At 47.0% G+C, this 14,485-nt stretch carries 14 protein-coding genes; 3 read left to right on the top strand and 11 right to left on the bottom strand.

Features of this window, described 5'->3' with window-relative positions; genetic code table 11:
* Window positions 1-3: 3 nt before the first annotated feature.
* From NKT06_RS29380 to NKT06_RS29360, 5 genes are all read right to left on the bottom strand, one after another.
* Window positions 4-504 (bottom strand): hypothetical protein, encoded by a 501-nt coding sequence (locus NKT06_RS29380; RefSeq protein WP_017691802.1) that lies wholly within the window; start codon window positions 502-504, stop codon window positions 4-6.
* 263 nt (window positions 505-767) lie between these two features.
* Window positions 768-1,769, bottom strand: coding sequence for a cation diffusion facilitator family transporter (locus NKT06_RS29375; RefSeq protein ID WP_253441568.1), 1,002 nt, complete (start codon window positions 1,767-1,769; stop codon window positions 768-770).
* 142 nt (window positions 1,770-1,911) lie between these two features.
* Window positions 1,912-2,508 carry an SMI1/KNR4 family protein gene (locus NKT06_RS29370; RefSeq protein WP_253441566.1) on the bottom strand — a complete coding sequence of 199 codons (597 nt, stop codon included), beginning with the start codon at window positions 2,506-2,508 and terminating at the stop codon, window positions 1,912-1,914.
* 310 nt (window positions 2,509-2,818) lie between these two features.
* Window positions 2,819-3,589 carry a DODA-type extradiol aromatic ring-opening family dioxygenase gene (locus tag NKT06_RS29365; protein ID WP_253441564.1) on the bottom strand — a complete coding sequence of 257 codons (771 nt, stop codon included), beginning with the start codon at window positions 3,587-3,589 and terminating at the stop codon, window positions 2,819-2,821.
* The gene (locus NKT06_RS29360; protein WP_253441562.1) at window positions 3,589-4,272 is read right to left on the bottom strand and encodes an alpha/beta hydrolase; all 684 of its coding nucleotides are present in this window, start codon (window positions 4,270-4,272) and stop codon (window positions 3,589-3,591) included. Before NKT06_RS29360 ends, NKT06_RS29365 begins: the two co-directional genes overlap by 1 nt.
* 224 nt (window positions 4,273-4,496) lie before the next feature.
* Here NKT06_RS29360 and NKT06_RS29355 point away from each other — a divergent pair, with 224 nt between their 5' ends.
* Entirely contained in the window at window positions 4,497-4,862 is a 366-nt protein-coding gene (locus NKT06_RS29355) for a glyoxalase superfamily protein (protein ID WP_253441549.1), read from the top strand.
* A 67-nt stretch (window positions 4,863-4,929) separates the two neighbouring features.
* Window positions 4,930-5,469, top strand: a complete 540-nt coding sequence (locus NKT06_RS29350) for a helix-turn-helix domain-containing protein (RefSeq protein WP_253442881.1) — start codon at window positions 4,930-4,932, stop codon at window positions 5,467-5,469.
* A gap of 295 nt (window positions 5,470-5,764) precedes the next feature.
* Here NKT06_RS29350 and NKT06_RS29345 read toward each other — a convergent pair whose 3' ends face one another.
* From NKT06_RS29345 to NKT06_RS29325, 5 genes are all read right to left on the bottom strand, one after another.
* The gene (locus tag NKT06_RS29345; protein ID WP_253441545.1) at window positions 5,765-6,484 is read right to left on the bottom strand and encodes a 3-ketoacyl-ACP reductase; all 720 of its coding nucleotides are present in this window, start codon (window positions 6,482-6,484) and stop codon (window positions 5,765-5,767) included.
* Between the two features lie 81 nt (window positions 6,485-6,565).
* Window positions 6,566-7,465: a DUF4097 family beta strand repeat-containing protein gene (locus tag NKT06_RS29340; RefSeq protein ID WP_253441543.1), complete on the bottom strand. Its 900-nt coding sequence runs from the start codon at window positions 7,463-7,465 to the stop codon at window positions 6,566-6,568.
* Window positions 7,462-8,055, bottom strand: a complete 594-nt coding sequence (locus tag NKT06_RS29335; protein ID WP_253441541.1) for a DUF1700 domain-containing protein — start codon at window positions 8,053-8,055, stop codon at window positions 7,462-7,464. The genes NKT06_RS29340 and NKT06_RS29335 overlap by 4 nt, the downstream gene beginning before the upstream one ends.
* The gene (locus NKT06_RS29330; RefSeq protein WP_253441539.1) at window positions 8,048-8,377 is read right to left on the bottom strand and encodes a PadR family transcriptional regulator; all 330 of its coding nucleotides are present in this window, start codon (window positions 8,375-8,377) and stop codon (window positions 8,048-8,050) included. Before NKT06_RS29330 ends, NKT06_RS29335 begins: the two co-directional genes overlap by 8 nt.
* Window positions 8,378-8,674: 297 nt before the next feature.
* The gene (locus NKT06_RS29325) at window positions 8,675-10,219 is read right to left on the bottom strand and encodes an FAD-dependent oxidoreductase (protein WP_253441537.1); all 1,545 of its coding nucleotides are present in this window, start codon (window positions 10,217-10,219) and stop codon (window positions 8,675-8,677) included.
* A 390-nt stretch (window positions 10,220-10,609) separates the two neighbouring features.
* Between NKT06_RS29325 and NKT06_RS29320 the strand changes: the two genes are divergently transcribed.
* Window positions 10,610-13,432 carry a glycoside hydrolase family 3 C-terminal domain-containing protein gene (locus tag NKT06_RS29320; RefSeq protein WP_253441535.1) on the top strand — a complete coding sequence of 941 codons (2,823 nt, stop codon included), beginning with the start codon at window positions 10,610-10,612 and terminating at the stop codon, window positions 13,430-13,432.
* 152 nt (window positions 13,433-13,584) lie between these two features.
* Here NKT06_RS29320 and NKT06_RS29315 read toward each other — a convergent pair whose 3' ends face one another.
* Window positions 13,585-14,424: a methyl-accepting chemotaxis protein gene (locus tag NKT06_RS29315; protein WP_074092610.1), complete on the bottom strand. Its 840-nt coding sequence runs from the start codon at window positions 14,422-14,424 to the stop codon at window positions 13,585-13,587.
* Window positions 14,425-14,485 lie beyond the last annotated feature (61 nt).

Raw genomic sequence — 14,485 nt, 5'->3', positions numbered from 1 at the left:
GGGCTACATGCGCTTTTTGCGACCCACCATGATCCATGCCCCACCCATAATCAGCACAATCGCCACGAAAGGCTGGATAAAGCTCAAACTGCTCAGCATCGTGCCAATCGACATCACAGCGAAGAACAGCAACGATATAACCGTCAGAATGTTGATGGGAATTAGCAACCATTTGTTCCGACCACCGAACCAATACAATTCAAACAAACCCACAGCTACAGCCAGAATGAAGCCCGGCCACATCGTACCCCAGTTGTTAAACAGCATAGCGATCTGACAGACAATACCAACAGTGAGCAACAATCCACCGGGAACCAGCAGTCCAACCCCTCTGCCAATCATGGAGAAGTACAGCCAGTGGAAGAACAGCCCGAGTGGAATCACGAATAACGTGGGCCAGAAGGTCGCAAAGATCGTACCCGGACCGAGTGAACCTCCCTGGTTCAGAATCAGGTACACGCCCAGCAAAATGAGAACAGGCGCAAGGATCGTACGTTTAGCCATAATATCTCTCCTTCTCAATACAAGATCAATTTCCGAACGGTCGTATGTAGAGCAATTACTTTCGTTACTCACAGCATACCATGAAGTGGAAAAGTTGATCCTCGGTCTTTGGAGTTAAAGTCAACCTAGACCAAAGTCTAGGTAGGCATTTCAGGGAAATTATCTTTTTATCTTTCTGAAGATGAGCCCATCGTTGAACATACTAAAAACCCACTCTGTTGAAGAGTGGGTTCTATCATTCTTTTTATCCTGAACGTAGCCTGTTATTTCACCACATCCGAATGTTTCTTGCCCCAGCTGTTCACACCGTCATCCTCAATGATGGAGATGGCTGCATCTGCGATGTCGGGGTTCGTCATCAGTTTCTCCTGAATCCGGAACTTGATGTCATCCGCATCCGCCAGGCTGAGTCCTTTGGTCAACTCAATCAGACCTTCCACATGATAATAACGGCCTTCCTGAATGATACGCATCATCTGAATATCGGCAACGTGTGTATCTGCCAGAATGGTCTGGGATACTTTATCCTCAATATCCTGCGGAGCCGCTACCCCGATTAATCCAATCATATTATCGTAACCGACACGGAAGGCTACAGCGATCATCAGACATCCAATAATCGTGGTTACGATACCATCAAGCAATGCAAAATTGGTCAAGGCAATAACCACGACAGAGATTAACGCGAGCGTGGCACCCAGTACAGCGACAACATCTTCGTAAAATACGAGACGGGTTGGCGGCGCGGCACGGCCTACATTTTTGATGGCAGCAGGGACCAAGGCAAATCCGGCGGCTTTGGGCGCCCGTGCTTCTTTTAAGATTTCCTTCATGGCTTTGATCAGAATGGCCCCATCAATCAGAATGTTTAAGACGAGCACACCGATATTAATCCAGAGTCCCCCGGAATGACCGGCAGGATGCTGGAGCAGGTGAATCCCCTCATGAATGGTCTCATAGGCCATAATCGTCACAACAATAACAGCGATCATACAGAAAATGTTAATGACCCGTCCGAATCCGGTTGGGAAGCGGCGTGTAGGTTTTTTCTCGGACAACACACTTCCGACAAAGACAAACCCTTGGTTAATGGCATCAGCGAGTGAATGCATCGCCGAAGCGAACATGGCACCACTGCCACTGAATAGGAAAGCTCCCCCTTTGCATACAGCAAGTACAGCATTACCTGCCATCGCAACGGCGGAGGAGGTGTTCCCCTTTTTGACGAGAGACATAAAGCTCTCAGACTTTGGTTGTTCAGCCACTTCGTATGTTCCTCCCAGATCAATGTAATGTGTAGAAAAGGTAGTCCTCATCTACATAGGTTGTGCATTTCCACTAAATGTTATTATAACCGCTTTGACATATCCCAGCATTATGCAAAAAAGGTCATATCATATGTGCGTCTTAGTACTCAATGGCCTCCAAGGCACGTAAATTCCGATTGGACTGTTCCAACAGTTCCGTAAATGTCCCAGCCACGTAATATACAAAATCCGGATCATGTATGTACATAATAATCTGCCCGTATGAACCTTCTTCTGTCGGATCAAAGTCGAACATCAGATACAGTGATCCACCTCCAAGCATGCCAAACGTAACCCATTTTTTCTGAAAAAGGTAGGGTTTGATCCGGGAATCAAGTTCTCCGATCTCTTCTTCGGTAAAATAATCATCCATGCGGTTCTCCACCAGCGTGGATTGCCCCTTTTGAATCCTTTCCAAGGACAATAGATAAAATGGCTCAGTTTCCCGTCCTTCCTCAAGGCTTGGATACAAGACGTGAAAGCCATAACCGCTCCCATCTTTACGTTTATAAAACGCACGAAAATCAGCAGGTAAACGAATGCCATGTTCCCGCTCGAATGCATCGAGCTGCTCATCTGTCACACCTTCAAACTGGCGATATGCCTCCAAGAGCTCCCGGTTTTCCTCATCTTGTACCTTCTCCTCCAGCAACATATCCAGTTCATCCATCAATTCATATATACGCTGTTCTGACATGCAATTCCCTCCTATGAACTATTCAGATAATATGATGAGTGTTATGCGAGCAAACTGTGCCTGATTTCACCTCATATTATAGTTATAATCCGAAAAAGCACACAAGAAACCGGAGTCCTTGCTTACATACTACAATGGTCTCATTATTCTAAGGTGGTTATTGCATACTCAGCACACCTGGCTCCATTCCAATCAATGATGTACAACCATCAACAACAAATAAGCATGGTTTACAGGGGCAATCTCTGTAAACCATGCTTACTTATTTTATCTACTATATAAGTGAAACTAACCTTTCACATCGTCCTCTTTAATCAAACTTCCAACAGGACAAGCTCAGGTTGCCATACTGATAGGCTTTGAACAGAAGCGAGGCCCGCTTATTTTGATCACCTGCGCCCATGGCGAGCAACAGCGGTACAAAATGCTCCGGGGTAGGCACGGCCGCTTGAGCTGAAGGTGCCAGTTTATCATAGGAGAAGAGAGACTCCGTATCCCAACTCACCAGCTTATCATGCAGCCAGTTGTCGAACTCTGATGCCCACGGGTCAACGCCGTTACTTTCCCAGTTCAATCGACGCAGATTATGAACGGTTCCGCCGCTACCAATGACGAGAATATCTTGCTCACGCAAGGAAGCGAGTGCCTGTCCGACCTGATATTGCTGCTCACCTGTAAGATAGCGATTCACAGACAAGGCAATTACGGGAATATCCGCATCCGGGTAGAGCAGGCGCAGAACGACCCATGCGCCATGATCCAGGCCACGAACATCATCCGTTTGTACCGGAATTCCGGCTTCTGCCAATAATCGCTCTACTTCGGCAGTGGTTTCTGCCTGTCCTTGAGCCGGATACTTGATCTGGTACAGCTCGGGCTGGAAACCTCCAAAATCATAGATGGTTTCGTAATTGGCTACCGAGGATACAAGCTGAGTTGTGGATTCCCAGTGAGCAGAGAACAATACGATTGCTTTGGGTTTCGGCAGTTCCTGTCCGAGTTTCTGCAAAAATTCGGTGTACGCATTCTCCTCCAGTGCCAGTGATGGGGCACCGTGAGCAATAAACAGGGATGGCATCATTATGAATTCAGTCCTTTCGGGTCTTCGGTAGTCAGATTCGCATCCGTCCGAAGCCATTGTTGGAATTGTTGATATAGATCGGGGGTCACTTGATGCCCACCGTTGTAAGGTACATATGTGACGTGATGGGTATGTTGACGGAAGAAATTGGCGTTATCTTCGCCCAGTTGCAGCGGGAATAGATGATCCTGATCTCCATGCGAGATAAACACGGACAGCTCCGAATCGGGTTGCAGCTTGTACTCGTCTTTCACAAATTGCGGGATGTACCCACTCATGGCTACAATGCCTTTAATGGCATCTCCCATGATTAGCGATAGAGTCATTGCCATAATGGCGCCCTGGCTGAATCCGGCAATATAACGCCGCGTGGGATCAATTGCATATTTGGCGGACAGATCAACAATTAACTGTTGCAGTCCCAGCACGGAGGCATCATACAATTCGCGGATGGGATTGCCAATGCTTTTAATTTGAAAATAAGCATAACCACTACCCTGAACGATAGGCCCACGGATGGCGACGATAATAAAATCAGACTGTAGGGGCTCCATCAAACGAAGCATATCTTGCTCATCTGATCCCATGCCATGTAAGGCGAAGATGACAGGATAACGCTGATCAGAATTGTAATGGTTCGGTAATCGGACTTCATGTATATAAGGAGAATTCAATGAAAACACCACCTGATGAGAAATGAGTTACATACTATATATTGTTCTGATAGTAAAGTTCACTAATATGAAATAAATATTCTTATTTATGAACAAAATTTATCATGGTTTGATTGTAGGGTCAATACTTTTTTTGTATGATGAATATATGTTGTTTATAAGAAACCTTGAATGGCTCTAAAAGAAGTGTCTCTGCGTATGGTTCATAATTTATTCCCGAGGACGTGATCAGGATGTTGAAGAGTATTGTGCCTATTCTAAGGATGTTTGATGAAAAAAAGGCCAAAGAATTCTACCTTGAATACCTGGGTTTCCAATTGGATTGGGAACATCGATTCGAACCGGATATGCCCTTGTACATGCAGGTTTCGCTCGATTCCATTGTGATTCATCTGTCCGAACATCATGGAGACTGTACACCTGGAGCTGCGTTACGTGTGGATACGGATAACTTGGATACATTACATGGTGCACTTCGTCAGAAAGAGTACAAACATGCGAGACCCGGTATCGAGGAGACCCCTTGGAATTCAAGGGAAATGACCGTGACAGATCCGTTTGGTAATCGGATTATATTTGTTGAGACACGTGCCGAATAGATAACCTGAAGAAGCGACGCGGACGACTGGTGTCTTAAATAGATCATTAGAAGGGGAGGGACGCATGATGGATATCGGCTTGGCTATTCGTACGATCCGCAAGCAGAAACAAATTACGATCATGCAGATGTGTGAGGGAACCGGTTTGTCCAAAGGTTTTATCAGCAACGTAGAAAATAACAAAACGTCCCCTTCCATTGCTACGCTTGAGAGTATTGCGGATTATCTGGAAGTGCCACTTCCTTATTTGCTGTTGACACCGGAGCAACGGATGAACGTGGTACGCAAAAACGAACGCAAGGAAACGACGGCCGGTAGTGGACAGATCAAAGTGCAGCACCTTACCGCCAAAGGTGCCATGCGTATGTCCATTGTAGAATTGCCCCCAGGCGCATCGACAGGGATTAGCAAACATGCGGGGGAAGAAAGCCACCTGGTGTTACAGGGCAAGATTCGCGCGGAGCAATGCGAAGATGTGGAAGTTCTTGAAGTGGGTGACTCATTTACCTGGAATGCGATTGTGCCCCATGAAGTGACCAATATCGGTGAGGAGCCTGCCGTGGTGCTCATTGCGGTGTCCAAGGAATTGGGTTTGGACCATTTGTAGAATAAAAAAAGGACGACTCCCTAGTCATGAACATGCGAACATGCATACATGTACAATGGGAGACGTCCTTTTTAATATTTCTAACGAACTGAGTGAGCCTTATTAGATGATTTTAAGCAGACATTGGGATGTAACGAATCTCAGACGTTTTATTTCACTGCTGTGTGTGTAATTTGGCTACATTCCACATACTTCTGGCGAAGTAACGTCGCTGAGATTCGTTACGTTTCTCATTTCCTGCAAAAGAGCACAATAAGGTGTGAGAGATTCGTTGGAAAGGTCAGAAGCACACTGTCTATTGTGGATTCGTCGTCCAGATGCCTGCTGCTTTAACGAAGACACGATCGGACAGCTTGAGCGTTGCGAGTGCAAGTTCAGCTACATCTTCCGCTTGCATCATGCGATCTTCGTCGCCAATTTTAAGTCCGGCATTGGTCGCAAGCTCCGTATTAACTGTGCTTGGTGTCAGTGCGGTCACACGAATGTTGGACTTGCGCACTTCCTGCATCAGAGATTCGGTCATGCCGAGTAGCGCAAACTTGGACGCACAGTATGCTGAGCCTGTAGCGAATCCGCGCTCACCTGCAGTGGAAGCAATATTGATGATACTGCCGCTACTTTCCTTGATCATGCTTGGAAGGACAGCGCGTGTGACGTAATATGTACCCATAACGTTAACATGCAGAATGCGTTCCCACTCTTCTGGCTCCATATCCAGCAGTGTGCCGAAGCTTGCGATACCTGCATTATTGATCAGAATATCCACCGCACCAAGTTCCATCTCAATGGCTGCTACAGCGGCTTCCGCCTGTGTGCGATCCGAGATATCTGCTACAGCACTGGTTACTTTCACACCGTATTCTTGACTAAGAGACTGTTGAAGAGCCTGTAGATCGGAAGCGGTACGTGCGATAAGGCCAAGGTGCACACCTTCTTTGGCAAGGGCTTCAGCGATGGCACGACCGATACCTTTTCCGGCACCTGTGATGACAGCTGTTTTATTTTTAAGTTCCATGTGGATAATTCCTCCTTAGAATTGGACTAGCATTTGATTATACTATATTACCCACAGTTCGGAAATTTGCTTCATCACTATCTATTTGGTAATCTCAATGCTGCCAGAAGAAGTACGGGCTTTGATCACTTCCCGGCTCACCATTGGGGATTCAGGTACATCGACACTTCCGGAAGTAGCTTTAGCGTCGTAAATTCCGTCGAAATCAGGTGCAGCTTGAATGAAAATATCTCCTGATGTTCCAGACGCATTAATCGGGGCGGAATGGGACTGTTCAATATGAATGCTACCCGAAGTGAATTGAACATCGGCCGCACCATTTAATTCAGTGATCTCAATATCTCCTGATTCAATATCACTGTTTACTTGACCAACGACCTGATCAGCAGTGAAGCTTCCGGATGTCTGTTTCACGGTCATGTCTCCATCAATCATGGAAGCAGTAATATCACCCGAAGTTAGAGCCAATTCAATCTTGGACGCCTTGATGTTTTCCAGACGTATGGAACCGGAGGTGTTATTCAGCTCAAGCTTATTGGCACTCAGATCAGTTAGATCCCAGTCACTTGAAGAGGAGTCCAGCTTAACCTCATTTAATTGGTGTTCTTCAGGCAGGGCAACGGTTATTGTGGAGTCTTGATCATTCCAGTACAGGGTGAAAAATTGCAATCGTTCACGCTCTGTCTGTGACAGTTGGAAGGTGCCATTCGATAAGGTGGCTTGTTCGAAGCTTTTGACTACGGCAGGGTCCCATTTACCATCCACTTCGATATAACCATTCGAGTCCGGGCTTACAACAAATTCAATATCTGCACTGAAATTAGCATTCATCATAATGTTCTGCAATTCATCCGCTTTGAAATCCCATCGTTTGGAATAATGCTCCCGTTCATCCCCGAACTGAACGCCATAGATGGATGTTCCGAGCAAACCTATTCCGATACATATCACGGCAAGCGCAAGCCATTTCTTGGTGCTCATGCGGAAACATCTCCTTTCATCGTATTTTTATTCCATTTAATGTATCGAATAGTGATGTTTTTGAAGGCTCTATACACGGATTTCGATGCAAGGGCAAACAAAATGCCGACACCGAATGCACCAATCCCCACGAAAATCTCAGCCTTATCGAGTTGACCCAAGAACACGAAGTCCACAACCGCTGCGACAGGTGCAAGAACCAGTAAGGACAAGCTCGCGAGCGTAAGCCATACTGACCATAGAGTAAGACCAAGTGGAATGCCAAGCATCAGATTCAGGAATAACAGGCCAACGGCTGTGAAGAAGTTGCGAGTGGCTCTGGTGTTGTTTCTGGGTGACCGCATTTCGCGATACGTCGGTGCATAGAACGCATCTGAACCCGGCGTATGCATGTCATAACGATCACCGAGTGCTTCCTTGGCGATTTCTTCCGGCTGTCCGAGTTCCCGAGCGATCTCTTCTTCCAGCCTGCCTTCTCGTAGTCCAAGCTCGAAATGTTGATCATAGTCGGCGAGCAACTCTGCCCGTTCCTGCGGTTCCATCGGCCGGAGATGAATTTCCATGGCCTGCATAAATTGTTGTCTATTCATTATGAGTTCCTTCCTCAATCAGATTTGCGACATTGCGCACAAATTCATTCCACTCTGTCGTCAGTGCCGTCATATAGTCGCGACCTGTATCGGACAGTCGGTAATACTTACGCGGCGGTCCTTCGCTTGATTCTTGCAGATAGGTGGTGCAGTACCCGTCATTTACAAGCCGGCGAAGCAAGGGATACAGTGCGCCCTCAGCAACTTCGATATGTTTGGAGACCGCCTGAGCCAGTTCGTAGCCATACCGATCCTGGCGGTTAATTAATACCAGGACGCACAGCTCCAATACTCCTTTTTTGAACTGGATGTTCACATTCACACAGGTTCCTCCTAAATAGCTTCATTTATCGCTAGTGTATATTGTTCAGTAGTGGTGAAGTTATCATAGCATTTCGGTACTGTTTAATGCAAGGTAGTGACTTTAAAATAGTTCCGTATCACGATTTATCGATAAGAAGTTTGTTTAATACTGACGCTTAGCTGAAGCTGTCTGTTCAGCTATAATTCAGCATACGAAAAAACCGGATCGGTTACTTCCGTCTGGAGGCGGATTCCGATCCGGTCTGTGAGATGAACTTTTGTTTCTTTGGTTTACAGGTTAATCGCTAAATGTCGGTTATTCTTGTGCATCCAGAACTTTAAGGTCTTCCACAGCAGGGCCCTCAATGACATGGCCTGCATAATCGAAGCGTGAACCATGGCATGGGCAATCCCACGAACGCTCGCCCTCGTTCCATTCGACTTCGCACCCCAGATGGGTGCAGGTGGTATCCACCAGAAACAGCTTGCCAGTGGTGTCCTTATAGGCGCCAGCACGTTTGCCGTTATGACGAACGACGGCCCCTTCGTCTTCGCCAATATCGCTAACATTTTTGTGCACAATGCCTACTTTACCGGAGATTAATTGCTTGGCTACATTCACATTTTCCACAATAAAATGTTTCATGCCAGGATCGGCCTTGAATCTTGCCGGATCAAATATGGCAGCATGTGGATTGTCACGACCGGTGATGCGATCTGCAAGAATGTGTCCTGCCATCGTGCCCGTTGTCATTCCCCATTTGGCAAACCCGGTCGCCACATAGACACGTTCATGTCTTCCAGTAATCGGCCCAATGTAAGGCACCTTGTCAATAGAGATCAGATCCTGAGCTGACCAGCGAAAAGGAATGTTGCGGATACCAAATGTCTCCGCTGCGAATTGCTCCAGGCGTTCATAATGACCGAAGGTGCAGATGCCTTGTCCGGTTTTGTGATTTTCTCCCCCGAAGAGAATGAGTTCTTTTCCCTCATGAAGGACAGTACGCAGAGATCGGTATGGTGTATCGTCCGAGATATACATGCCACCAGCATACGGTTTTTCCGGTTCGACTAATACGGCGTACGATCGCTCGGCATGTAATCGTGTGAAATAAAATCCGGGATCATAGACGGGAAAATGAGAAGCCACGACAATATGTTCCGCTGTTACGGATGGACCATCTCCATATGTTCTGACATGTAGTGAAGCATCTTCCTCTACATCGGTTACGGTGGTGTGCTCATAGATACGCACCCCTTGTTTCACAGCGGAATCGAGCAAGTAGTGCAGATAGGCCAGTGGATCAAAGCGTGCCTGACCCGGCATGCGAATGCCTGCTCTGGCGGGAACTGGAATAGGGAGGGGATCAACCCACTCACCAGGAATATTGAGTTTCCCATAAGCGGTCAGCTCGATCTCCAGTTTTTTGATGTTTTCCTCGGATTGAATGTAGACGTAGGCATCTTCCTCTGCCCACTGGCAATCAATCTGTTTTTCCTTCACCAGATTGCGCATCCACTTGGCGGCATCGGCATTACCTTCATAGTACATCCGAGCCTGCTCTTGTCCGAAGTGATGCATAATTTCATCAAATATGACGCCGTGTTGGGCAGATACCTTGGCGGTGGTATGACCGGTCGTGCCATCCAATACTTTTCCAGCCTCCAGCACGACCACACGCATACCCGTCTGTGCCAGCAGATAAGCGGTAGTAATGCCTGCAATACCGGCACCAATAATCGCTACATCAGCGGTGATATCTTCAGTCAGTTTAGGATAGGCGTCGAATTCATGCGTAGCACGCCAAAGTGATTCGGGGACGGGCGGCAGACCCGTCTTGGGCTGCTGATTGTCGTTCATTAGTCTTCCTCCTTATTTATCTTCATTCGGTTGATTCGCATATCGTTCAGTGCACATCGTTGTACTCTTATTCATGATTGCCAGACTATGCCAGGAAAAAACGGTGCTGTTCAGATTTTGCAGAGGGGATGTTCACAATTTCCTGCGCAGAACCTCTATTTTTTTTGTTAAACATGCTATATGATAAGATTACCGAAACCGTTTTAGGTTTTGAAAATGAAATAGAGGTATACACCTGTGAACGTTGATTATAAAAGGATTAATCTAACCATTGGAAGAACGAATTCATCCGAATAAACCACCATTTTTTCTTGAGATATGTATTCGCTATCATTTTAACTGTGAGTTTTGAGACACGTCCTAATTACCGATAACCAAAGGAGATTCCATATGACTACCAACCAAACGAAATATCCGTTTCAAGATACAGCACTAGAGTTAGATTCCCGCGTGAAAGATCTTGTATCCCGCTTGACTGAAGATGAAAAAATTGAATCCATGCTGCAATATCAGCCAGCAGTAGATCGCTTGGGTGTGCCTGCTTACAAACACGGAACGGAAGCGGCCCACGGCCTGGCCTGGCTTGGAGAAGCAACATCCTTCCCACAACCGGTAGGGTTGGCATGCACATGGGATGCGGATCTGATGAAGGAGATTGGCTCCGTTCTCGGAGACGAGGCACGTGTATTTTATAAGCGCAATCCGGCAGTGAACGGTCTTACGCTGTGGGCACCTACAGTGGATATGGAACGTGACCCGCGCTGGGGACGGAATGAAGAGGCGTATGGTGAAGATCCGGAACTGACAGCCGAGCTGACGACAGCATTGGTCAAAGGAATTCAGGGCGACCATCCGAAGTATTACAAAGCGGTAGCTACGTTGAAGCATTTTCTTGCGAATAATAACGAAGTTGATCGTGGAAGTGGTTCGTCCAGCATTGATCCGCGCAACATGCGTGAATATTATCTGAAAGCATTCGAGAAGCCATTCAAAGAAGGCGGCGCACAGTCCATGATGACTGCGTACAACTCCATTAATGGTACGCCAGCGTTGTTGCATCCTTTTGTAAACGAGATTGTTAAAGGCGAATGGGGCATGGATGGTTTCATTGTCAGTGATGCAGGCGACGTAATGGGCATCAAGAACGATCATAAATACTATGATTCCCACACACCGGGTACGGTAGAGTCCGTAAAGGCAGGAATTGATAGCATCACCGATGATGCTGAGCTGTCCAAACAGGCGCTGCGTGAAGGGTTGGAACAAGGTACACTCACGATGGATGACATCGACAAGGCGTTGTTTAATACGTTCCGTGTGCGTTTCCGTCTGGGAGAGTTCGATCCGGAAGAAGGCAACCCGTACGCTGCTATTGGTGAAGAGTCCATGATGACGGAGAAAGCAAAAGAACTGTCGCTCAGAGCCGCGAGAGAACAAGTGGTATTGCTCAAAAATGACAAAGGCACACTGCCGCTGGACAAAACGAAGGCAGGTAAAGTGGTTGTCATTGGTCAATTGGGCGGAACCGTCTATCGTGACTGGTATGCAGGTACCATGCCGTATAACGTATCCCCACTTGAGGCGATCCGTGGCAAAGTAGGCAGCGACAAAGTAGCGTTCAAGGATGGAAATGACCGCATTACGTTAACTTCCGTGGCGAATGGGAAGAAGATTGGACTGGCGGCAGGTGAGAAATCACCTGTTATTGCATCGGGAGAAGCGGAGACGTTCATGGTGTCCGACTGGGGCTTCGGAAGTTTTACTTTGCAGGCAGAAAGCAACGGCAAATATCTGACGACAGATGAAGAGACCGTAACGGCTTCCGCAGATGAAGTGTATGGCTGGTTCGTGAAGGAAGTATTCCACCTGTTACCACAAGAGGATGGCAGTGTAGGTCTCACCACATGGAATGGCAAAACGGTGACTGCACCTAATGGCGGGAACGATGCATTCACAGTGTCTGAAGATCTGAAAACCTTCGGTACCACAGAGACATTCAAGCAGGATGTGATTGTGAATGGACTCGAAGAAGCAGTAGCAGCTGCCAAGGCTGCGGATACGGCGCTTGTCTTTGTAGGTAATAATCCGCTTGTCAATGGGAAAGAAGAGATTGACCGTCCAAGTCTGGATCTGGCTGAATCCCAGCAACGTTTGGTTGAAGCGGTCTATGCCGCGAACCCGAACACGGTAGTTGTCATCGTAGGTAGTTATCCGTTCACATCCAACTGGGTTCAGGACAATATCCCGGCGGTATTGTATACTTCACACGCAGGACAGGAACTGGGTAACGCAGTAGCTGACGTATTGTATGGCGACTACGCGCCGGCAGGCCGTCTCAATATGACGTGGGTACAATCGGCAGATCAACTGACTGACATTAAGGATTACGATATTATTCAATCCGGTCGGACGTATCAATATTTTGAAGGCAATGTACTGTATCCGTTTGGACATGGTCTGACGTATGCAACATTTAAATACAGCAATTTGAAACTTAGCCCGGCTCAAGTGAGTACAGAGGGCAACGTTACGGTAACCGTAGATGTGACCAATACCGGTTCAATCGCCAGTGACGAGGTTGTACAGTTGTACGTTCGTGCAGGCAAATCCCGCGTGAAACGTCCACTCAAAACGTTAAAAGGATTCCGTCGTCTTCATATCGAAGCGGGAGCTACAGCTAAAGTTAGTTTTACCTTGCCTGTTCAGGAACTGGCCATCTGGGATGTAACTCGTGATCGCTATGTTGTGGAAAGTGGAACTTACTCCATTATGGTTGCCAAGTCTTCCTCCGATGTTCAGCTGGTTGCAGACCTGACGGTAGAAGGAGAGACGATCCCTGCTCGTAATTTGAGTGTCGCCACCCGTGCCGAGAATTATGATGCTTACCTGGGTGTTGACCTGGATGAGAGCAAAGAGGGCGGAAGTGCTGTCCGTGTCGTTGGAGAGCAAGGATGGATTGCCTTCAAAGATGCCGATCTGGGTAGTGGGGCAGCAGCAATGGAAGCACGTGTCTCCGCAGAACAAGCTGGCGCTGTGTTGGAAGTGCGACTCGGCTCACCAGATGGTACACTCGCAGGACGTGTGGAACTGGTACAAGGCGAAGCCCAGCAGTGGTCTACCGTGAAGGCAGAACTCACAGGTGCATCAGGCGCGCAGGATGTATACATTGTGCTGTCGGCAGGTGTACGTATCAGTCACTTCGAGATTCGTTAAGTTGAATATAGCTAATGAAAAAGCCTCCGAATGTTTTCGGAGGCTTTTGTTGGTCTATAGCTGGTTGGATCAGGATGCTTCTTCCTGTCCAACTCTTTTATCCTGAGCGGTAGCAATAGAATTATGCAAAATGCTTTGCCATCGCACGTATTTTATTTTCCGTCAAACGTAATCATTTTTTGCACAAATTGCTTCAATTGTTTGTTGGTTTCGTTCAGCTGCTCAATTGTGCTCATGAAATTGTTTACGAGTTCAGCCTGCTCTTGGGAGCTTGCAGTGATCTCACCTAGTTCATTCTCCATGCCTTGAATGGATTGCCGAACCGAGAGAAGAGAATCTTCAATACGGGCCGTTGCTTCTTTGGTATCCACGGACAGTTTGCGAATTTCTTTGGCAACAACGCCAAAACCTGCACCTGCTTCACCTACACGAGCCGCTTCAATGGCTGCATTCAAGCCGAGCAGATTGGTTTGTTCGGAGATTTCACGAATGAAGCTGGCGACTTGAGTTACATTTCCTGATTTCTGTACGGCTTGTTTGGAATTGTTCCGGATCTCTTCGGTGGTGGCACTGAGTTCCTCGGAGTGTGCTGCCACATGCTGTACACTGTCAATTAACTGGTTGGTCAGGTTTTCGGTAGCATCCATGAGTTGTTGCAGCTGGTCCTGGTCATCCATACTGTAGAGCAGGTTAAACAGGGCGATGACTTCACCTTGTTCATTTTTAATGGGGATAAAGGCCACGTCAAAAGGAACACCGAACAAATCTTTAGGATAGTGATCGAATCGTTTGACTGTACCGCCGTTGAGATCAGCAAAATTTCGATTTCCATCCAATAGAGGGTCACCGGGTTGATAATTCAGTTGCTTTAACGATTCTCCTGCTGAGAAATATAAGAATTTTTCATGATCAATAACGGAGAGGGTTACATCCTGACGAATCGTATCTCGAAAGAAAGGCATACATGTAATCAATGCTTGAACAATATCCATATAAAAGATGATTCCTCCCTGGTTACCTTATGTAAACGGTTAAATTTTAAATGCTAAATTA

This window comes from Paenibacillus sp. 1781tsa1 (assembly GCF_024159265.1).
Classification (GTDB): Bacteria; Bacillota; Bacilli; order Paenibacillales; family Paenibacillaceae; genus Paenibacillus.
The sequence above is the reverse complement of the archived record's forward strand: the minus strand, read 5'-3'. Positions and strand labels throughout refer to the sequence as shown.